Annotated in this window: 22 protein-coding genes; 16 read left to right on the forward strand and 6 right to left on the reverse strand. The window is 35.7% G+C overall.

The features are described 5' to 3' along the window. Positions 1–10 precede the first annotated feature (10 nt). Entirely contained in the window at positions 11–1,345 is a 1,335-nt protein-coding gene (gene aroA / locus AC6EI0_RS00250; protein WP_498522553.1) for a 3-phosphoshikimate 1-carboxyvinyltransferase, read from the reverse strand. Positions 1,346–1,399: 54 nt separating this feature from the next. Further along, positions 1,400–2,965, reverse strand: coding sequence for a UbiD family decarboxylase (locus tag AC6EI0_RS00255; protein WP_498522554.1), 1,566 nt, complete (start codon positions 2,963–2,965; stop codon positions 1,400–1,402). Between the two features lie 64 nt (positions 2,966–3,029). Here AC6EI0_RS00255 and AC6EI0_RS00260 point away from each other — a divergent pair, with 64 nt between their 5' ends. Genes AC6EI0_RS00260 through sds form a run of 5 tightly spaced genes read left to right on the forward strand, consistent with a single transcriptional unit; the run spans position 3,030 to position 7,489 of the window. Further along, complete coding sequence (locus AC6EI0_RS00260; RefSeq protein ID WP_498522555.1) at positions 3,030–3,758, forward strand: 2-phosphosulfolactate phosphatase family protein; 729 nt, start codon at positions 3,030–3,032, stop codon at positions 3,756–3,758. 27 nt (positions 3,759–3,785) lie between these two features. Continuing rightward, positions 3,786–4,610 carry a carbon-nitrogen hydrolase family protein gene (locus AC6EI0_RS00265; RefSeq protein WP_498522556.1) on the forward strand — a complete coding sequence of 275 codons (825 nt, stop codon included), beginning with the start codon at positions 3,786–3,788 and terminating at the stop codon, positions 4,608–4,610. Further along, positions 4,610–5,695, forward strand: coding sequence for an N-acetylmuramoyl-L-alanine amidase (locus tag AC6EI0_RS00270; protein ID WP_498522557.1), 1,086 nt, complete (start codon positions 4,610–4,612; stop codon positions 5,693–5,695). Before AC6EI0_RS00265 ends, AC6EI0_RS00270 begins: the two co-directional genes overlap by 1 nt. Positions 5,696–5,697: 2 nt before the next feature. After that, a complete protein-coding gene (murI, locus tag AC6EI0_RS00275; RefSeq protein ID WP_498522558.1) occupies positions 5,698–6,495 on the forward strand; it encodes a glutamate racemase in 798 nt (265 codons plus the stop codon). A 22-nt stretch (positions 6,496–6,517) separates the two neighbouring features. Beyond that, positions 6,518–7,489, forward strand: a complete 972-nt coding sequence (gene sds / locus AC6EI0_RS00280; protein ID WP_498522559.1) for a solanesyl diphosphate synthase — start codon at positions 6,518–6,520, stop codon at positions 7,487–7,489. On the opposite strand, the gene AC6EI0_RS00285 is transcribed toward sds, so the two are convergent. Then, positions 7,473–8,171: an HAD family hydrolase gene (locus tag AC6EI0_RS00285; protein ID WP_498522560.1), complete on the reverse strand. Its 699-nt coding sequence runs from the start codon at positions 8,169–8,171 to the stop codon at positions 7,473–7,475. The two genes, sds and AC6EI0_RS00285, sit on opposite strands and share 17 nt — an antisense overlap. A 92-nt stretch (positions 8,172–8,263) precedes the next feature. On the opposite strand from AC6EI0_RS00285, the gene acs reads away from it, so the two are divergent. Next, positions 8,264–10,240 carry an acetate--CoA ligase gene (gene acs, locus AC6EI0_RS00290; protein ID WP_498522561.1) on the forward strand — a complete coding sequence of 659 codons (1,977 nt, stop codon included), beginning with the start codon at positions 8,264–8,266 and terminating at the stop codon, positions 10,238–10,240. Between the two features lie 2 nt (positions 10,241–10,242). On the opposite strand, the gene AC6EI0_RS00295 is transcribed toward acs, so the two are convergent. Next, positions 10,243–10,968, reverse strand: coding sequence for a DUF1350 family protein (locus AC6EI0_RS00295; RefSeq protein WP_498522562.1), 726 nt, complete (start codon positions 10,966–10,968; stop codon positions 10,243–10,245). 144 nt (positions 10,969–11,112) lie between these two features. Between AC6EI0_RS00295 and AC6EI0_RS00300 the strand changes: the two genes are divergently transcribed. From AC6EI0_RS00300 to AC6EI0_RS00325, 6 genes are all read left to right on the forward strand, one after another. Beyond that, the gene (locus AC6EI0_RS00300) at positions 11,113–11,958 is read left to right on the forward strand and encodes a 3'-5' exonuclease (protein ID WP_498522563.1); all 846 of its coding nucleotides are present in this window, start codon (positions 11,113–11,115) and stop codon (positions 11,956–11,958) included. A gap of 94 nt (positions 11,959–12,052) precedes the next feature. Beyond that, positions 12,053–12,340 (forward strand): hypothetical protein, encoded by a 288-nt coding sequence (locus tag AC6EI0_RS00305; RefSeq protein WP_498462455.1) that lies wholly within the window; start codon positions 12,053–12,055, stop codon positions 12,338–12,340. Positions 12,341–12,466: 126 nt separating this feature from the next. After that, positions 12,467–13,738: a histidine--tRNA ligase gene (gene hisS, locus AC6EI0_RS00310; RefSeq protein WP_498522564.1), complete on the forward strand. Its 1,272-nt coding sequence runs from the start codon at positions 12,467–12,469 to the stop codon at positions 13,736–13,738. A gap of 21 nt (positions 13,739–13,759) precedes the next feature. Then, positions 13,760–15,163, forward strand: coding sequence for a nucleotide sugar dehydrogenase (locus tag AC6EI0_RS00315; RefSeq protein WP_498522565.1), 1,404 nt, complete (start codon positions 13,760–13,762; stop codon positions 15,161–15,163). A gap of 358 nt (positions 15,164–15,521) precedes the next feature. Next, complete coding sequence (locus tag AC6EI0_RS00320; protein ID WP_498522566.1) at positions 15,522–15,857, forward strand: TIGR02450 family Trp-rich protein; 336 nt, start codon at positions 15,522–15,524, stop codon at positions 15,855–15,857. Positions 15,858–15,908: 51 nt separating this feature from the next. Then, positions 15,909–16,151, forward strand: coding sequence for a helix-turn-helix domain-containing protein (locus AC6EI0_RS00325; RefSeq protein WP_498522567.1), 243 nt, complete (start codon positions 15,909–15,911; stop codon positions 16,149–16,151). Positions 16,152–16,196: 45 nt separating this feature from the next. Here AC6EI0_RS00325 and AC6EI0_RS00330 read toward each other — a convergent pair whose 3' ends face one another. Then, on the reverse strand, positions 16,197–16,361 hold the full coding sequence (locus AC6EI0_RS00330) for a hypothetical protein (RefSeq protein ID WP_498522568.1): 165 nt from the start codon (positions 16,359–16,361) through the stop codon (positions 16,197–16,199). A 376-nt stretch (positions 16,362–16,737) separates the two neighbouring features. Here AC6EI0_RS00330 and AC6EI0_RS00335 point away from each other — a divergent pair, with 376 nt between their 5' ends. The 3 genes from AC6EI0_RS00335 to AC6EI0_RS00345 all read left to right on the forward strand — a co-directional run bounded on the left by AC6EI0_RS00335 (position 16,738) and on the right by AC6EI0_RS00345 (position 19,948). After that, positions 16,738–17,790, forward strand: a complete 1,053-nt coding sequence (locus AC6EI0_RS00335) for a chlorophyll a/b binding light-harvesting protein (RefSeq protein WP_498506980.1) — start codon at positions 16,738–16,740, stop codon at positions 17,788–17,790. A 440-nt stretch (positions 17,791–18,230) separates the two neighbouring features. Further along, positions 18,231–19,616 carry a sodium/glutamate symporter gene (locus AC6EI0_RS00340; RefSeq protein ID WP_498522569.1) on the forward strand — a complete coding sequence of 462 codons (1,386 nt, stop codon included), beginning with the start codon at positions 18,231–18,233 and terminating at the stop codon, positions 19,614–19,616. 74 nt (positions 19,617–19,690) lie between these two features. Then, positions 19,691–19,948, forward strand: a complete 258-nt coding sequence (locus tag AC6EI0_RS00345; protein WP_498462464.1) for a hypothetical protein — start codon at positions 19,691–19,693, stop codon at positions 19,946–19,948. A gap of 9 nt (positions 19,949–19,957) precedes the next feature. Here AC6EI0_RS00345 and AC6EI0_RS00350 read toward each other — a convergent pair whose 3' ends face one another. Continuing rightward, on the reverse strand, positions 19,958–20,626 hold the full coding sequence (locus AC6EI0_RS00350) for a glutathione S-transferase (RefSeq protein WP_498522570.1): 669 nt from the start codon (positions 20,624–20,626) through the stop codon (positions 19,958–19,960). Positions 20,627–20,810: 184 nt separating this feature from the next. Here AC6EI0_RS00350 and AC6EI0_RS00355 point away from each other — a divergent pair, with 184 nt between their 5' ends. Next, positions 20,811–21,371: a GIY-YIG nuclease family protein gene (locus tag AC6EI0_RS00355; RefSeq protein WP_498522571.1), complete on the forward strand. Its 561-nt coding sequence runs from the start codon at positions 20,811–20,813 to the stop codon at positions 21,369–21,371. Positions 21,372–21,453 lie beyond the last annotated feature (82 nt).

Genomic DNA, 21,453 nt, shown 5'->3' on the forward strand with positions numbered 1-21,453 from the left:
CTAAGAAATGCTAATTTTTTTGTTGAAGTCTCATAAGATCATTCCAAAAATCAGGGTATGAGATTGCTGCAGCGTCACTACGTCTTAATGTCGAATTAGAATTAGCCATTATTGATGCAATAGCTAAACTCATGGCGATACGGTGATCATCTTCGCTATCAAGCTCGCATCCTTTTAAATCATTCCCTCCATAAATAGTTAGCCCGTCTTGATGTTCATCTACTTTTGCGCCCATTCTTTGTAATTGCCTGGCCATTACTGCTAAACGATCAGTCTCTTTGACTCTCAATTCACTTGCTCCTTTGATTTGACTAATACCCTTACAAAAACATGCTGCTACAGATAATATAGGTATTTCGTCTACTAGTCGAGGCATTATCTCTCCATCAATTTTAAATGGTTTCAAGTTTTCTTTGTAGTAAACTTCAATGTCTCCTACAGGTTCACCGGCCACAGCTCTTTTGTTTATTACATTGATATTTGCTCCCATTGTTTCTAATACGTCAAGTATTCCAGTTCTTGTTGGATTTAGACCAACATTTTCAATGATTAATTCTGATCCGGGTATGATGCTAGCTGCAACCAGCCAAAACGCGGCAGAGCTAATGTCACCTGGGACTATAATTGATTGACCTTTTAGATCTTTCCCCGGAGAAATAGTTATATGTCTACCCATTTCACCACCTACTTCTAGGTTGGCTCCAAAGGCTTTTAACATTCTTTCGCTATGATCTCTTGATCTGGCAGGTTCAATAACAGTAGTTGAACCTTCTGCATTAAGAGCAGCAAGTAGGATTGCAGATTTTATCTGAGCACTTGCTACTGGAGTGCCAATTACGGCACCTCTTAATTTCCTTCCAATAATTGATAGAGGAGCGAGGTCTCCCCCACGTCTTCCAGAAATATTGGCCCCCATCATTTTTAACGGTTGTCCTACCCTTTTCATTGGCCTGTTTCGGAGCGATTTATCTCCTGTAAGAATGAAATGATGATTTTCTTGGCCAGCTAATAATCCCATTATTAATCTCATGGTTGTTCCTGAGTTTCCACAATTCAAAATATCTTGTGGTTCTTTAAAACCATTTAATCCAACACCATTAACTTCAACAATTTCTCCTTTTTTAATTTGAGTAATATTTACACCCATTGACCTCAAGCATTCAGCGGTGCTAATGGGATCTTCTGCAGGTAATAGGCCCTTAATTATTGTTTTCCCTTTAGCAATAGCACCAAATAAAAGAGCACGATGTGATATTGATTTATCTCCAGGTACTTTTACTTTCCCAAAGAGTTCCCCTCCTTTTTGAAGATTTCTTAAAGACTGATCTTTCGTGGGAACTTTCAATTAAAAAACAATCAATTTTCTTTATTTTATTTATTGATATGCTTAATTTCTTATTTATGAATTGTTTATTTGTTTTTGACGCATTAGTTCATCGATGACGTAACCAAATAATTCAGGACTGGGTTGGGTGTTTTCTATCTCGGATAATCCTAGCTCTGCCCATCTTTCATCAACTTTGTCTTCAAGATCTTTCGGTCTTGTTAATGGTTTTCCCCACTCATGATTTTTTTCTGGCCCAATCTTTGTCGTTGCATCAATTGCTAGTCTTCCTCCTAGGCCAATGTTCTCACTTGCGAAGTCAAGGGAATCAAAAGGAGTATTTTCGAGAATGAATAGATCTCTTTGAGGATCAACCTGACTGGATAAGACCCAAACAACTTGTCTAGGATCTCTTACATTAATAGTTGAGTCGACAACAACGACAAATTTTGTATAAGTGAATTGGGGTAATGCACTCCAAAAGGCCATTGCAGCTCTTTTCGCTTGTCCTGGATACGCCTTATCAATTGAGATAACGGCTAATTTATAACTCAAAGCTTCCATTGGAAGGAAGAAATCAACAATTTCAGGGATTTGTTGCTTAAGTATTGGTGTATAAATTCGATTTAAGGCTATTGCCAGCATCGCCTCTTCTTTTGGAGGCCTACCACTGAACGTTGTTAAAAATATTGGTTTTTTTCTTTGGGTCATGCAGTGGAATCTTATTAAGGGTGAAGACTCAGCTCCTCCATAGAATCCCATATGGTCCCCAAAAGGACCATCTATCATTTCTTCTCCAGGAGATATTGATCCTTCTAAAACTATCTCACTGTGACTTGGTACCTGAAGATCGATGGTTTTGCATTTCGTTAATCGAACACCCTTTCCTGCATATAAACCCGCAAAAAGCCATTCACTAAGCTGCACTGGAATTGGAGTGGCTGCAGCCATAACAAGAAGTGGATGTACTCCAATAGCAACTGCAACTTCTAGTTTCTTGTTCATGGCAGCAGCTTTGCGAAGATGCCTGGCTCCTCCTCTTACACTTAACCAATGAACTGTCATGCTCTTACCTGATTGTCTTTGGAGCCGGTAAACGCCAACGTTAGGGACGCCTGTCTCAGGATCTTTGGTTATGACCAGACCCAATGTAATAGCTCCTCCTGCATCCTCAGGCCATGGTCGTAAAAGTGGTAAATGATTTAGATCCAAATCTTTCTCACCTATGACTTTTTGATGACATGGTGGTAAGAGATCAATATCAGGACGTGCTTTGAGTAGATCCCAAGCAACTGAGGCAAAAGCTTTGGTTTCTGTAAATCCTTTTGGAGGCCTTGGCTGTTGAAGAAGTGCTAATTTTTTTCCTAAATCCTCCAATTCTTCTTGCTTTTCTAATCCCATACTCCATACAACACGCTCCATCGTCCCAAGTAGATTTACAGCAACAGGCATTGATGAACCTTTTACGTTTTCAAAAAGAAGAGCAGGTCCTCCCATTCCCAGTACTCGATCACTTATTGCCGCTATTTCCAAATCACTATCAACTTCACTGCTTATTCTCTTTAATTGACCTTTGCTTTCCAAAAGAGAGAGAAAATCTCTGATGTCACGTGTAAGAGGTTCTTGACGAAATAATTTCATGAAGGTCTGCACGATTAATCTAATTATCTAGTTACTGTGACGCAAGTTCTCAGCGTTTGTGGAAATGAAACTTTCTTATTTTTCTGTAGCAGCAGATGTGCCAAGTGGAATTATCCCTGAATCTTCTGTAGTAATCGATGTGCTTAGAGCAACAACAACAATTGCTTGGGCTCTGGAAAATGGTGCTGATTCAGTACAAGTATTTGCAGATGTTGATGAACTTAAAAATGAGGCAAAGTCTTTCTCAGAAAAGGATAAAATTCTTGTAGGCGAGAGAGGAGGAAAAAAATTAGAGGGGTTTGACTTGGGAAATTCTCCATTAGGAGTTTCAACTGAAAATGTAAGAGGAAAAAGAGTTTTTATGAGCACTACTAATGGAACAAGATCACTTCATCGTGTTAGGGAATCCAAAAGTTTGTACACAATGGCACTTCCGAACAGAAAAGCTATTGCTGAAAGATTGAAAAGTGATAATCCAAATGAAGTTTGGATTGTGGGTAGTGGATGGGAAGGCTCTTACTCTCTTGAAGATTCTTTGGCCGCCGGAGCTTTAGCCTCTCTTTTAATCGATCAATTAGAGTCCGTACAAGTATTGAATGATGAACTAATGGCCTCTATCGCATTGTGGAAAACTTGGGAGGATGATGTTGAAGGATGTTTACGTATTGCAAGTCATGGACAAAGACTTGCAGGAATAGGTAATCATGATGATGATTTCGCTTGTTGTGCTTCTTTGGACAATCTTTCTGTTATTCCAAAACAGACTGAGATGGGCGTACTTCGCTCAAACTAAACTTTTAAATTATTTTTTTTTAACTCAGTGTCAGATTTTTTGGCTGCGGCCCTACAGCTAACCAGTACCTCAGATATAGATGCAAACCTCAATGCGGCAGAAGAACAAATTGAGTTAGCGTCGAGGCGTGGGGCCGATCTTGTTGGGCTTCCTGAAAACTTTGCTTTTTTGGGTGAGGATCAAAAAAAACTAAAAATTGCATCATCAATCTATGAAAAATGTAATAGCTTTTTAGTCACAATGGCTAGAAGATATCAGGTTGTTTTGCTTGGAGGTGGTTTTCCTGTCCCTGCTGGTGATGGAGAAAGAACTTTAAACAGAGCAGAATTATTTGGAAAAGATGGTCAATCCTTGGCTAGATATGACAAGATTCATTTGTTTGACGTTGATCTTCCTGAAGGTAATACGTATAGAGAATCTGAAACAATTGTGTCTGGAGGTCAATCTCCACCTGTTGTAGATGTTCCAGGTCTTTGCAAAATCGGATTATCTATTTGTTATGACGTAAGATTCCCTGAGCTTTATCGAGATTTGGTCAATAAGGGTGCAGATTTATTAATGATTCCCGCTGCTTTCACTGCTTTTACTGGTAAAGATCACTGGCAAGTATTACTTCAAGCAAGAGCTATAGAAAATACTGCTTATGTTGTTGCACCAGCCCAAACTGGTCGCCATTATGGCAGAAGACAAAGTCATGGCCATGCGATGGTAATTGATCCATGGGGGACAGTCCTTGCAGATGCAGGGGTGGTTCAAGGAGCTGCAATAGCACCTGCTGACCAAAAAAGAGTTGAGAGAATTAGAGGACAAATGCCTAGTCTAAAGCATCGAAAAACAGAGCTTTTTAGTTGATGTTTAAAGATCAATCTTTAAAGTCAAAATTAGTATTTTTTACAGGATTTGTTTTTTGTTCCAATCTTTTTATTCCTTTACCAATAAGATCTGCTAGTGCGCTTGCAGCTTGGGCTTTGACCAGTAATGGAAGCCTGAAATTAAGAACTTCTTCTGGAACTAACTTAGATGCTTTTTATCAATCATCAACTACAGATATAGGTGAAAGAGTATGGATTGACTTTCCGGGAGAATTAAGCAAACCTAGAACTATTAAAGGCAATGGATCAGTTAAGGAAATTAGACTAGGTAAGCCTTCAAAGGGTAAAACAAGGCTTGTTATAGAATTTGCACCATCAGTTGAATTAGAACACTCAAAATTACAATTAATTGGTACTTCTCCAAACAATTGGGAGTTGAAATTAATTGGTTTAGAAAGTAATTCTTTTCGTTCTATAGAAGAGGGAAATATCTTAAGAAATTCCATAAAGAGAACTTATGAAGTAATAAAGAATGAAGATTTAGATATTTCCTCCTTGCCTAATGTTCCGTATGGAAAGTATAAAGTTGTTTTAGATCCAGGTCATGGTGGAACAGACCCTGGAGCTGTTGGAATAAATGGGTTGCGAGAAACTGATATTGTTTTAGAGGTCTCGAAGAGTGTTTCAGTATTCCTATCAAAGAAAGGGGTTAAAACATTACTCACTAGGAACTATGAGAGAACATTAGACTTACAACCAAGAGTTACTAAAGCCAATGATTCAAAAGCAGATGCTTTTGTAAGTATTCATGCAAACGCAACAAGAGGAAGGCGGAAAGATGTAAATGGTTTAGAGACTTATTATTACTCTGGTTTTAGAGGCTATTCTTTAGCAAAAAATATTCAAAAACAGATTTTAATTTTTTCTCCTCAAAGCCCTGATAGGGGGGTTCGTAGATCTCGCTTTTATGTGATTAGAAAAACTTCTATGCCTGCAGCTTTAGTAGAGATTGGATTTGTTACTGGTATGTATGATGCAGATTTGTTACGTCAAAAAGGTTACAGAGATAAAATGTCTTTTGCTATTGCCAAGGGAATACTGAATTATCTCAAAGTTTCGAATTAGGTATGCGTCTTGGATTATTCGATAGTGGTGTTGGGGGCTTCACGGTTTTAAAAAAGGTGATTCAATTATGTCCAAATTCTTCATTTATATATTTGGCTGATACGGCAAGACTTCCTTATGGATTGAAGACAACTGATGAGATCATGCAAATTGCTGAAGAAATATCGTCTTGGTTTAGTCAGCAAAATATCGATGCTTTTTTGGTTGCTTGCAACACAACTAATGCAATAGCATTGGATTTGCTCAAGAAGAAATTAGATGTTCCTGTTTTTGACTTGATTGGCTCTGCAGCCTCAACTATCCAAGAATCAAGGGTGGGTGTTATCGCTACCCCCTCTACAGTAAGAACAAAGGCTTATACAAATGCGATTTTAAAATATAAGCCAAAAACTTTTGTGATTGAGCAACCATGTCCGGAATTTGTGCCAATGATTGAAATGGATAATATCAATTCAGAGGATATTACTAATGTTGCAATTAGATATTTACAACCTCTCTTAAATCAGAAAATTGATACTTTAATTCTTGGATGTAGTCATTATCCTCTAATAACCCCTTTACTCACTAATATATTACCTTCCAGTGTTAAATTGATAGACCCTGCTGAAGCTCTTTCTTTGAAATTAAAGTTGTTTATGGATTCAGAAATGAGCAATTTTTTAAAGAAAAGATTTTTAGTTGAATCAAAGTTTTATGTGACCTCCGATCAAAAGCATTTTCCTCTTAAAGCCAAGCATTGGTTAAACGTGTTTCCTGAAGTTAATCTCGTTTCACTACAGAACAAGGGTTGTGTCTCTTAATATCAAAAAGCAGAGCGCTTCTATGACCACAGCCACGGAAATTCTTCAACCTGTAGAACTTGATCTAGAAGCTTTGCTTTTGGATCTACGCAGCCTTATAGGTGCTGGACACCCCATTTTGCAGGCGGCTGCAGAACACCTTTTTAGCGCAGGGGGTAAACGTTTAAGACCTGGAATTGTCTTATTGATCTCCAGAGCCTTGACTAGTGAAAAGGATCTTCCTTTGAAGCATAGAAAATTAGCCCAAATCACGGAGATGATTCATACCGCTTCCCTTGTGCATGATGACGTTGTTGATGAAGCAGATATCCGAAGAGGTGTTGAAACCGTACATAGCCGATTTGATCCAAGGATAGCTGTACTTGCAGGGGATTTTCTGTTTGCACAAGCGAGTTGGCATTTAGCAAATCTTGAGAATTTAGATGTTGTTAAATTGTTAAGCAGGGTAATTATGGATCTAGCTGAAGGAGAAATAAAACAGGGCCTAAATAGATTTGACTCTAGTCAATCATTTGAGGGTTATTTAGAGAAAAGTTATTGTAAAACTGCTTCCCTTATTGCTAATAGCTCAAAGGCGATTGGTGTTCTATCCGATGTAGATCAGGAGAGCTTAGATTCGCTCTATTTTTATGGAAGACAATTAGGATTAGCTTTTCAAGTCGTTGACGATATTCTCGATTTTACTGGTAATGATGAACAGCTAGGGAAACCAGCGGCAAGTGATCTGCAAAGTGGTTACCTTACTGCGCCTGTTTTCTATGCGTTGGAGGAGAATCCAACTCTTGGCGAACTTATTAATGCTAAATTCTCCCAAAAAGATGATCTTGATAAGGCTCTTTCTCTAGTAAGGGATTCAAGTGCGATTAGGAAATCAAGAGAATTAGCAGAGAAATTTGCTTCGGAGTCTAAAGATTCAATTTCTTGGTTACCAGAATCACCATCAAAAAAAGCATTGCTTGAATTGCCTGAATTCGTTATTAGCAGGCTTTATTAATTAGAAAGTCATTTAATATTTTCTCAATTTCTTTTAGATGATTTATTTCGCTTAAATTTTTGTTTTGTTCAAAAATTTCTTTTTTCGGAAGGTCATTATTTTTTTCTTTTAAAAAGAAAACAAAACATCCTGCTTCAAGTGCTGAAGATACTCCGGAAATTGAATCTTCAATAGCCCAGCATTCTTGAGGCGCAATATTTAATTTTTCAGCAGCTAGAAGATATGGATCAGGGGCAGGTTTCCCTTTGTATAGTTGTTCGTCATCACCAAGAACCCTTATAGAAAATAGATTCATCCATTTATGTGGGGAAGTTTTAATGTCGACAGATTCATTGCTGCTACTTGTCACTAATGCCATTGGGATATTGTATTCATAACACCTTTTGACTAAACTTTCTCCGCCAGGCATTGCTTGCGCTGTAAGAATGAGTTTCTTTGAAATGGGTTTATGTAGTTTCAGTAAGTCTTCTACTTTGACTTTCTTCGGAATCAATTTAAGCAATTCATTTGCACAATCAATTCTTCTTCGGCCTCTTAGGAGCTTTAATTGGCTTTGAGTTAGATTTAGATCAAAAAACGCAGCGGTTTCTTTCCATGCCTTTCCATGTAAGGGTTCTGAATTAATTAAAACTCCATCAAGATCAAATAAAAATGCTTTAGGAAAATTCCAATCTTTCTTCATTGTGAATTTGTTTTAAATAAGAGTTTCACTATCCAAGCCTTTTGCTCAGAAATAGCTTGAATGCAATAAATGAAAAGTTGTTTTTATCTTTCATGAATTCAAACAATTCTAACTCTATTGAGTCTGTTCTTCACGAACAGAGAGTTTTCCCTCCTTCTGAAGACTTTGCTAGTAAAAGTAGAATCTCATCTTTTTCTCAGTATTTAAAAATGTCGCAGATGGCTAAATCAGATCCAAATAAGTTTTGGGGTGATGCGGCTAAAGAAGAATTAAATTGGTTTAAACCTTTTGATAAGGTACTCGATTGGTCTAAACCACCATTCGCAAAATGGTTCGATGGAGGCAAGATTAATATTTCTTTTAATTGCTTAGATCGCCATTTAAATACTCCAACAGCAGACAAAGTCGCATTGATTTGGGAGGGTGAGCCAGGTGATCAAAGAAAATATACTTATAAACAGCTACACAAGGAAGTTTGCAAAGCCGCTAATGCACTCAAATCTATAGGTATAGGCAAAGGAGATCTTGTGGCTTTGTATATGCCTATGGTGCCTGAAGCCGCAATTGCAATGCTTGCTTGTGCAAGAATTGGAGCTCCACATTCAGTGGTATTTGGAGGCTTTTCCTCTGAGGCACTCAGAGACCGACTAATTAATGGAGAAGCAAAAGCAATTATTACAGCTGATGGCGGCTTTAGAAAAGATAAGGTAATTCCTCTTAAAGATGCTGTTGACTCAGCATTGGAAGGTGGTGTCTGTCCAAAGGTCGAATCAGTAATTGTTGTTCAACGGACTAAAAAAAATATTGTCATGGATGATGTTAGAGATCATTGGTGGCATGAAATTGTAGATAGTCAATCTGAAGAATGTTTGCCAGAGCACATGGATAGTGAGGATTGCTTATTTGTTCTATATACCTCAGGTTCTACAGGTAAGCCCAAGGGAGTGGTTCATACAACTGCTGGGTATAACCTTTGGGCTCATTTAACCTTTAAATGGATTTTTGATATTCGTGAAAATGATGTTTATTGGTGCACAGCTGATGTGGGATGGATAACTGGACATAGTTATATCGTTTACGGCCCACTATCTAACGGGGCAACTACTGTTATGTATGAAGGAGTTCCTAGGCCAACAAATCCAGGGGCTTTTTGGGATGTGATTCAAAAGCATAAAATTTCGATATTTTATACTGCTCCAACCGCTATAAGGGCTTTTATGAAAGCGGGAGAAAAGATTCCTAATCAATACGATTTATCAAGTTTGAGACTTTTAGGAACTGTTGGAGAACCCATCAACCCTGAGGCTTGGATTTGGTATCGAGATGTCATAGGAGGAGGGAGGTGCCCAATAGTTGATACATGGTGGCAAACAGAAACTGGTGGAGTAATGATTAGTCCTCTTCCCGGAGCAACTTCAACCAAGCCTGGATCAGCAACTTTCCCTTTGCCTGGGATTGAAGCCGATGTGGTCAATTCTGACGGGGATTCTGTGGCTAATAATGAGGGTGGATATTTAGTAGTTAAAAGACCATGGCCTGGAATGATGAGAAATGTTTATGGAGATGAAAAAAGATTCAGAGAGAGTTACTGGGAGTATTTAAAGCCTTCAGACAATAGCTATATATATTTTGCTGGAGATGGCGCTCGAAAAGATGAAGAAGGTTATTTTTGGGTTATGGGTCGAGTTGATGATGTTATAAATGTCTCTGGTCACAGGCTTGGAACAATGGAAATAGAATCAGCTTTGGTTAGTCATGAGTTCGTCTCAGAAGCTGCAGTTGTTGGTAGACCTGATGATTTAAAAGGAGAATCAATAGTAGCCTTTGTCACGTTGAAAACAGAAGTAGAAGGAAATAAAAATATTGATGCACAATTAAAAAAGCACGTTGTTAATGAAATAGGACCCATTGCCAAACCTGATGAAATTAAATTCACTGATTCTCTTCCTAAAACAAGAAGTGGAAAAATAATGCGTAGAATTTTGAGGGCACTGGCTTCGGGAGATGAAATAAGCGGCGATACAAGTACTCTTGAAGATAGATCAGTTTTAGACAAATTAAGAAGTTAATATTAAAGGTTCCAATTTGTTATTTTATCGACTATGAAATCAATTTTTTCGTATTTTGAAAATTGCTGGGAATTTGATTTGAGGAACTTTTCTCTAAGACCTAGGCTTACTGGGGTTAAATGATTACCATCAAGTCGAATTAGTTCAGACTTATCTGAATTTCTATCCTTTAGTAATTTAAGTAATAAATTATTTTGATCTAGATTATCATTTTTGAACTTTATTAATAGATTATTTTTTTGCTCATAGTGTTCTCTAATAAGATTGAATGTCTCTGCAGGATTTGGACTGAATTCAGTTTGGAAATTTATCCTTTGTGATACTTCCCTAAGCATAGGGATAGATTTAGTTGCCTTGAAATTATTAAAGCTTATAGCTACTAAACCATCGCAATTCCTCCCTCCATCAGGTGCTAGTAAATGTAATTTGCAACCAAGACTATGACCCAACCTTATTGATTTTGGAATTAAGCCGACTCTTCTCTCAAGAACTTTATGAGATTTACGGAATTGTTTCCAGGCTTGATTCGATTGAAGTTGATGGTCAAAGTTAGGCACATAGCTCCATAAATGTACTGCAAAATTTCTTTGCAAAAAACCAGAAATAAGTTTTTTATATGTAACTTCTGGCTTTATTGAAATATAGCTACCTCCAATTATTTCTATAAGACCAACAGGCCTATATGGCCAATGACATGAAATATTATTTATATGTCTAACAGTGCTCATCGATGAATAATCACTCTTTAAAGAAATATAGACAACGATTATAAATTAAATATATAAGTATCTTGTCTTTTAATGTTCTGCTAAGTTTTTATTCAACTCTATTTTTTTTCGATAATAATAGAAGGATGACTAATTAATTTTAATGTGAAAGAAGAGCAAAATCATCAGAAAGAGAGTGAGCAGCTTGACTTTCTAAATGAAAAAACAAAAAAAATTGTCAATAATAAAGAGAAAGATCTAGGAGAAAAAAAATCTTCGAAATTAAACGAAGAACGGCTTGGAATTTTAAAGAAAGAGAGTTCACTTGAGAATATCCTGATTTTGGATACAGAAACCACAGGCCTCGATAATGAAAAAGATGATTGTCTTGAAGTAGGTTCGATCCTTTTTAATGTCAAAAGTAGATCTGTGTTAGCGCAGCAATCCTTCCTTTTACCCGTTGAAATCAACAAAGCAGAAAAAATAAATAATATTCCTGCTGAAATTACTAGATTGCCTCAACCTGTATCTGAAGCGATTAAATATTTCGAATCTTTAGTTCGAGTATCAGATGTAGTTGTTGCTCACAATGCAGAATTTGATAAGAAATGGTTTGGTTTTAAAAAATTGCCTCAAATTGAAAAAAAATGGATTTGCTCTATGGATGACATAACTTGGCCAGCTGATAGACAATTGAAGGCTCGCCCGTCAGTAAGAGATCTTGCATTGGCTTATGGTGTACCAGTTTGGAATGCACACAGAGCTTTGACAGATTGCATATATTTGGCAGAGGTCTTCAAAAGATGTGGTGAGCTTGAAAAATTGTTGATTAGAGCGCTAGAACCAAAAGTTTTGCTTCGTGCTGAGATCTCCTATGAGAAAAGGCATCTAGCAAAAAATGCTGGCTTTAGATGGAATGATGCAATTAAGGGTGCCTGGTCGAGAAAAATGAGTCGTAGGGATATGGAAAAATTAGAATTCCCCGTACAGGTTGTTGATTTTTATGATTGAAGCGTATTTTTCATAAAGTACTCATTTCAAATCTTTGCTATATGTTTAATGTATTGATAAATGAGTTTTTTTGAGTTTTCTCCATGATTGATTTATGAGAAAATATTTCACTAAGGAAAATATAGTTGGTCAGTTTCGTCTTGTTAAAAGTAAGACTGACGGTAATGAATTAAAAAAGCGTCTCAGGCAATGGCAGCATTCAAGAAGTTGGGCTCGTTTGATTTGTGAAGCGGAAAAAATGTGGAGTCTTGAGTCAAAAGAACTAAAACGACTTGGAGCTATTGAGTTAATTCAACTCCAAAATGAAATGCCTTTTAATGTGAGAAGAAGAGTTAATTATTGGTTGGTTAAATACTCAGGTGCTACCCGACTAGAGGATTAGACTCAAAGCCCTTTCGAAATTTAGTCTTACCAATTTGGTTTAGCAAAATCACTTATTAAATATTATTTAATAGTTTAGGTATTCAATTACTATTAAACAAACAACAAATAATTTTTTGAAGCTACTTTGACCAATTTCAAGAATTTAAGAGGAATGCTAGATCTTTTGCCTGCTCAGAGTCAGGGTTGGCAAAAGGTCGAATCAATTGCACTAAAACATTTTAGTCGAGCTGGGATTAATGAAATTAGAACACCGATTATCGAGCAAACAGAATTGTTTTCAAGGGGAATTGGAGAAAATACTGATGTTGTGGGCAAAGAAATGTACAGCTTTGACGATAGAGGTGGTCGTTCTTGCACTTTGAGGCCTGAAGGAACAGCTTCTGTTGCGAGGTCAATAGTTCAACATGGATTATTAAATAATGGGCCTCAAAGACTTTGGTATAGAGGTCCAATGTTTCGATACGAGCGACCTCAAGCAGGAAGACAAAGACAGTTCCATCAGATTGGAGTTGAATTTGTTGGATTGTCTTCTGTTATGAGTGACGCTGAGGTTATTTCAATTGCTTGGGACTTTTTAAAAGACCTTGGTCTAGTTGATTTGACTTTAGAAATTAATAGTCTTGGAAGTAATGAAGACCGAAATATTTTCAAAGAAGAGTTAAAGAACTGGCTTAGTCAGAGATTTGATTTGTTGGATGAAGATTCCCAGAAAAGAATAAATGTTAATCCCCTGAGAATATTAGATAGTAAAAATAATTCCACGAAAGAACTTTTATTTGAAGCTCCTTCTTTAAACGACTTTTTATCGAAAAAGAGTAAAATTAGATTTGATTCTCTATTGGATTTACTCGATAAGCTAAAGATCCCATACAAAATCAACAATAATTTGGTAAGGGGACTTGATTATTATTCTCATACAGCCTTTGAAATCACAAGCGATCACTTAGGCTCTCAAGCGACTGTCTGTGGTGGAGGTCGTTACGATGGGCTAATAAGCGAATTAGGAGGTCCTCAAACGCCCTCAATTGGATGGGCTATTGGGATGGAAAGACTTATAATACTTGCTGGAGAAAAAATTTTAGAATCTAAATCTCCAGATATTTATGTCATTCATAGAGGTGAAAAAGCTGCGCAACTTGCTTTGGAAATTACTTGTCAGTTAAGATCATTCAACTTGAAAATTGAATTGGACTACTCAGGCTCATCTTTCTCTAAACAATTTAAGCGTGCAGATAAGAGCAGGGCAAAATGGGCATTAACTATAGGGGAGGATGAAGCATCAAAAGGTCATTTATTGATGAAGAAATTAAGAGATAAATCAAAGGATGTCGAGAATAATGAATATATTTTTTTAAAGGAGGATCTAGATCAGTTAATTAAAAAATTGATTGATTAATAAAATGATGGATAGTATTAAATGAGCTCTATTAAAATTCAAAAAATATGTTGTATTGGTGCTGGTTATGTAGGGGGACCAACTATGTCTGTTATTGCAGATAAATGTACCGATTTAGAAGTAAGGGTTGTTGATATCAATAAAGAACGAATTGATGCATGGAATGATTCAGATCTCAATAAATTGCCAATATTTGAACCTGGACTAGATCGAATAATTTCACGAACGAGAGGACGAAACCTTTTCTTTAGTTCGGAAATGGCAAAGGCAATATCTGATGCTGATATGGTTTTTATTTCAGTTAACACTCCAACAAAAACAAAAGGTCTTGGGGCTGGACAAGCTAGTGATCTTAGTTGGGTAGAAGCTAGCGCCAGGCAAGTAGCTAAATATTCAAAAGGGCACACAATAGTAATAGAAAAAAGTACTCTTCCAGTTCGTACTGCACAAGCAATAAAGGAGATACTTATGACAACAAATAGAGATAATAAAAAAAATGAAATATCAAAAACTTTCTCTGTCTTATCGAACCCTGAATTTTTGGCTGAGGGAACAGCTATTAATGACTTGGAAAATCCCGATAGGGTTTTAATTGGAGGAGAAGATCCTGAGGCTGTGGATGCGCTAGTTAATATTTATTTGAATTGGGTTCCTCATGAAAAGATTATTTGTACGAATTTATGGAGTAGCGAGCTTTCAAAATTAGCTGCTAATGCATTTCTTGCTCAAAGAATTAGTTCCATAAATTCTATTTCCGCTTTTTGTGAAGCTACTGGGGCTGATGTTACTGAGGTTGCAAAAGCAATAGGAACAGATAAAAGGATAGGTAATCAGTTTCTTAGTGCAGGCCCAGGGTTTGGAGGAAGTTGCTTTAAAAAGGACATTTTGAATTTAGTTTATTTAAGCGGATATTTTGGGTTGCCAGAGGTCGCAAAATACTGGAGTCAAGTTGTGGAACTAAATACTTGGCAGCAAGATAGGATCTACAAAATTGTTCTTGAGAAGCTTTTCGGTACAGTTAATGGAAAGAACATTGCAATACTCGGCTTTTCCTTTAAAGCAAATACAAACGACACCCGAGAGTCTCCTGCAATAAGTATTTCTGGCGATTTGCTCGAAGAAGGGGCTGTTTTATCAATTTATGACCCAAAGGTCTCATTTGAGAGAATAGAGGAAGATTTAGAAAAGTTTTCATTAAATAATCAAGGGATTTGGAAAATGGCTAATTCCATTCCAGAAGCATTGAAAAATGTTGATGCTGTTTTAATTCTTACAGCATGGGATGAATTCTTTGGACTTGATTGGAATTATTTAGCTTCTTTAATGAGATCACCAGCTTGGATTTTTGATACTAGATCTGTTGTCAATCGACAAGAAATCGAGAATACAGACATAAATCTCTGGAAGCTAGGTGAGGGGAGTTAAAATTAGTTGATACAAACTGTATTTTTTTATTTATTCTTAAATAAAAAAAATTATGTATAGTTTTAATTAATTTATTTTTACAAAAAGATGATCCCTCAATTTATTTTTAAAAGACAGAGAAAAAAAAATCAGAAAAAGATTAAATCTACTTCAAATATATATCGATGGATGGATCTATCCAAAGAAGAAAGGCTGGAAATAGATTCTAAAGAAAAGGACGAATCAATGAAAAAGAAAAAAGAATTATTGAAATCAATTAGAAAAGATTATATCAAATTAAAGAATAATAAAAAATAATTTTGACTTATTAAATCTAAAAGATTGATACTTTAAAATTGAGAAAAAATTTACCTTTTTTATGATTTGGCCTCCTTTAAAAGCATGGACTAGTAAATTTTTAATTGAAGGGCAGACACATTTTGTCGCTATTAATTATGGAGGCACACTCGAGGATAGATGGGTCATTTTGATTTCTGTTCTTGAATCGAGTTTGGTTGTGAAAGTTTCTTGGTCTCAATTAATTGATTCGTCTTATTGGGAATGTGGATGGAATGAAAGAAATTGTTCAAAGAATTTTGATGGTATTAATAGCATTGAGAAAATAACTGATACCTTTACGCATTTATCTATTGATTCTGGCTTAACAATACCCATAACCAAGGATTTCATTAGACCCTGGTTTCGCAATACATAATCTTTCTTTTTTTAGATCTTTACGTTAAAAAAAGAGAAAGACTTACTAAATATGATAGATCCTTCTAATTGGTTGTCAAAAAAAGAAGCTAGTGCTTTTTTAAAAGTTAATGAGCAAACGTTAGAGACTTTGAGAGAAGAAGGATATTTGAAACCTGGCTTTCATTGGAGAAGTTCGACTGATCCAGATCAATTGCCATGGAAACCAATACCTTTTTATTGTATAAGTCTATGTAAAGAAGTTGTTGAAAATTGGAAAGAAAATCATGTTTCGGTTCAGCAAATAGCTGCTTAACCAATAAAAGATTTCAATGAGTAGATTTTATAAAAATATTGTGTTCTAAGCTACTAGATTTTCTCCTTTACATTCTTTGATGGTCGACTCAAGAACTGGATAAAGAGAAATCATTTTTCCGTATTGAGGGGAAGTTCTATAGGAATTCGCTTTTTCTCTATAGTGATCCTCTGTCTCCATCTCTAGGCCATTAAATCGTTTCAATGCCATGGCGTTAACATAAATGTATTTAATTATTTAATAGTTGTAAAAAAAGACAGCAAATTGATCTTTTATATTAATTACATATTTGAGTGTGATTGTATTGATTTTTCCCCTTGATTGGTTTCGAATGCCTGATATAAATTTTTTTTATGTATCAAACAATTCTTTAATTAAAAGATTCTTAGTTTGAGGGAATGCATGGTTTCATATGTAATTAATACTCTGCGTTCTGTTTTTTCTATTTCAAAAATTATTTTTCTGATAATTTTTTTAGTTCTGTGGGATTTAAATAATAAAAAAAATTTACAGATTCTTTCTCTTGCATGTTTATTTCGTGAATTTGCAGTAACCTCCGATCGGTTTTGAAAAAATTGCACTTCTAATGCAGACCTATGGAAATCCAGGTGTCACCTACGGGTGGTGGGCTGGCAACTCAGGGGTCACCAACCGCTCAGGCAAATTTATTGCTGCACATGCCGCTCATACCGGCTTGATTGCTTTCTGGGCTGGTGCCTTCACGTTATTTGAATTGGCTCGTTTTGACCCATCTGTACCAATGGGTCATCAGCCTTTAATTGCGCTTCCTCATTTAGCAGCTCTAGGTTTAGGTTTTGATGAGACAGGTACTTTTGTGGGTGGTACTGCAGTCGTTTCAATTGCAGTCGTTCACTTAGTTTTGTCCATGGTTTATGGCGCTGGTGGATTAATGCATTCATTGCTTTTCTCTAGCGATATGCAGGACTCTTCAGTAGTTCAAGCTAGGAAATTTAAACTTGAATGGGATAACCCTGACAACCAGACTTTCATCCTTGGACATCATTTGATTTTCTTTGGTGTTGCTTGTATTTGGTTCGTTGAATGGGCCAGAATTCATGGAATTTATGATCCTGCAGTTGGTGCTATTCGCCAGGTTGAATATGACCTTAATTTGAGTCATATTTGGGATCATCAGTTTGACTTCCTTACAATTGATAGTTTGGAAGATGTTATGGGAGGTCATGCTTTCTTGGCTTTCTTGGAAATTACTGGTGGAGCCTTCCATATCGCTACTAAGCAAGTTGGAGAATATACGAAGTTCAAAGGAGCTGGTCTTCTTTCCGCAGAAGCTATTCTTTCTTGGTCTCTAGCTGGTATTGGCTGGATGGCAGTTGTTGCAGCATTCTGGTGCGCGCAAAACACTACTGTCTATCCGGTTGAATGGTTCGGTGAACCATTAGCACTTAAGTTTGGCATTTCTCCTTACTGGATAGATACTGTTGATCTCCCTAACGGAGCTCATACATCTCGTGCGTGGCTCTCTAACGTTCATTATTACTTTGGCTTCTTCTTTATCCAAGGTCATCTTTGGCATGCTCTAAGGGCAATGGGATTCGATTTCAAGCGAGTAACTAATGCTTTGAGTAATCTTGATACTGCTTCCGTATCATTAAAGTAGTTAAATAAAATTAACTCAATAAAAAGGCCACTCTTTATGAGGGTCTTTTTTATTGAGTAGTGTTATTTTTTATTGCTTGATGTTTAAGTGATGGACAATGTTAAATGAATGATTTATTTAAACTTATAATCAGAGAGTTATAATTTCTAAATATGGAAAAAAGCAATTAATTTGATTTAATATTAAAAATTGGTTTGGCTTATCTCATTTCAAATGCAGATATTTTTTTATTAATTAAGTATATATGGAATTTTATTTTTATTATAAATAAATTTATTTAATCATGAGCTAATTCATGCTTAATCAGATATTTACTAAAAATTAGGGGGAAGTAAAAGAGTGGTTGAGATATAATAAGAACAAAATTTGATTTGGATATTAAATATTCATATGGGATATTATTTTTCTAGGTTTTATTTATTTCTTAAGTGAACTAATAGATGAGCCAGTTGATCTTTGGTTTTGATGACCTATATAAAATTAATGCAATCCCAACATTAGTCCTTTCCTTGGGTTTGCTTGGAATCATAGGGATTCTTTTAACCCTTGGCAGACGATTGGATTCTGCGATGAAGTTAGAAAGATTTGGTATCCCAATAGCCCTTTTAGTTGGAGCATTAGGCTTTTTAATTGGTCCTTATGGACCTTTTTCATTATTGCCAGAAAGGGTTTTGAGTACATGGATGCAATTGCCAACTCCTTTGCTTACCTTGGTTTTTGCGACTTTAATGTTAGGGAGACCTATTCCGAGAATCAGCGTTTTATGGAAACCAGTTGCCTCGCAGGCATTGTTGGGACTTGTTCTGGGTTTTGGCCAATATGTTGTTGGCGGGATAATTGTATTGTCATTTCTACTTCCTTATTTAGGGGTAGATCCACTGATGGGATGCATTATTGAGGTTGGTTTTGAAGGAGGACACGGGGCTGCTGCAATCATGGGAGATAGTTTTAGGACGTTAGGTTTCCCAGAGGGATTAGATCTAGGTTTTGCTATGGCAACTGTAGGCTTACTATCTTCAACTTTATTAGGGAGCGGTTTGGTCGTGCTAGGTAGGTTCTTTGGATGGCTAGTACCTGCTGAAGAAGAGATCAGAAATGATTTGAATGATATAAATTTAGAATTTAAACCAATTGAACAATTTAAGTTGCTTCTGTATAACTTTGCTCTAGCAGGATTAGCGGTATTAGTTGGTATCTTTTTACTCTATTGTTTAAGACTATCTTCTCAATACTTAGGAGATATAAGTAAGCAGGTGATATTAGCTTTCCCTGTATTCCCACTGGCTTTAATTGGTTCATTTCTTATAAGATTTTCATTAGAAAAAACTGGGAATACAAAATTTGTCTCATCACTTTTTCAACGTGAGATTGGGATACTCTCAACAGATTTGCTTATCATTACTGCTATGGCGGGATTGAATTTACCTTTATTGGTTGACTACTGGTTACCCATAACTATTTTGGCCATTGGGGGGTTAGTTTGGAATCTTGCAGGAATGTTGATTTTTTCTAAATTATTTTTTAAAGAAGAATGGTTTGAAAGAGCGATAGCAGAGTTTGGAAATTCAACGGGGGTTGCAGCCAGTGGACTATTGCTTTTGAGATTGGCTGATCCAAGAAATTCTACTAATACTTTACCTGTATTTTCTATTAAGCAATTATTTCTTCAACCGCTTCTTTCTGGAGGATTAATTACTGTAATAGCGCCTTTGTTTATTAGTAATTTTGGGCTTAGGGAGTGGACAGAATTTTGTGGAGTAATTTCATTATCTTTATGCGCAGTCGCAATATCTTTGCAGTCCAAATATATTAAAGCCTCAGCATGACAATTAATACACTTAAGAGAAGTCATAACTTATAAAAATGTTAGTTTTAATAAACTATTTCTCTCCCCTTTTATATGAACCGACAAATTTACAAAGATATTCCTCCACAAGAATTAAAAGAAAAATGGTTTAAAAGTCATCTTCTAGGGAAAGAGGTTGAATTAAGAGAACTTTATGAGTTGCCTCAGGATCAGTTGGATTTAGTTATGGCAGAGACTGCCGAGTTTAGGAGCGATATAGGAAACAGAGATAGAAATCTAGGTAAATTTTGCACAGCTGGCTATTTCTTAGAACTATCAAGAATCATTGATAAAAGAAGGTCCTCAGAATGACTTTCTACTTTATTCTCCAAAGATAATGGGATCATTTTGCTTGCACCAAGGTTCATTCTTTTTCATGACTACTGAATATTTTTTGTGAGTTAAATAATAATTTAACCAACTTCTTAAGAACTTGATTTCATGGTTTTGATCAAACTTTTTGATTTCCGCTATTCTAAACTGCCTTACAAATGGCCAGATGGCCCAATCGGCTAGAGTTTCTTTTGCATCAACAAGAAATAGCGGTTTGCCTTTATTTGAAAATTCTTTTAATCTATTATTTAAAGATAAAAGTATTTTCATGCCAGCAGTTCGATGAGTTTCTGATTCCTCTAAATTGAATCTAGATGCATATTTATATCGATCCAAATGATATTTAAATATTTTATCATTTGTTTCTATGAGACTAAATATTTCTTGTGATTTAGCACTATTTTTACCAAGCAATGCATGCATATTTGATCTTTCAATACTCCATATCATGATGTCTAGACTCTCATCAATTACTTTATTTAAACTAGTTTTCAATACAGGTACAGTTGCTTTCTTTGAGATTTGAATTAATTCAATAGGTTTATTCTTTAGTATGACCTCTCTTAACTCCACTATCTGATTTGTATTTACTAAAGCCCATCTGGCTCTAATGGCGTAAGGACATCGTCTAAAGCTATATAGAATATTGTGCTTCATAATTTTCCTGTTAAAATCATCTTGTGACCTATTCCAATATATGTTTAGTGAATCTTATAAAACATAAAGGATATTCTTCATAAGCATATCCTTTATGTTTTTCCTTGGAAATTATATTTTACTATAAATATATAATCCATTGTTTTTATATTTCAATAGCATCATTTCTCAAGAGAATTAAATTATGTCAGAATTTGTTTATTTAATAAAAAATGGTGATTTATATAAACTCGGATGCACTTCTGATTTGAAAAGTGAGGCTAGCAAAATGAAACCTTGTGAAATAATCTCTTCTTTCAAAACTAATGATTCCAAATCCTTTCAGGCGAGATTGCTAAGACTTTATAAGAAAAAAAGAATCCCAGATACGAACTATTTTCGTTTGTCCGAATCAGAAGTTGATAATTGTAGAAAGCATTTAGAAGGTAAAAGTAAATTACCAAAAACCTTAAACGAAGAGTTAAGAATAGGTTTAAATGGGTCTTTGTTATTTGCAACCATAGCTTTTTTGATTTCATTTCTAATAAATAATATGTTAATTTTTAGTTTTTTCCTTTCAATAGTATTTTCCTCTCTTCCTATGTGGTCACTTGCAATTTTTGGTAGCTTTGGAGGCTACGATGTTGATGATCTTCCGCTTTTCTCGACGATTTCTAACAGATTAAATGGCTTTTTGATTGCTATTTCGATGACTTCATTCGCATATGTTCTATATACTCTTTCCCATTTTTCACTTGCATTTTGATCTGAGGCCCTTTTGTTTCCATACATATAATTTATAATTTCTTGCTTGATAATTGAATTATGGCTATAAAGATACTTAATAG

The sequence above is a fragment of the Prochlorococcus sp. G5PB11 genome (assembly GCF_059772425.1).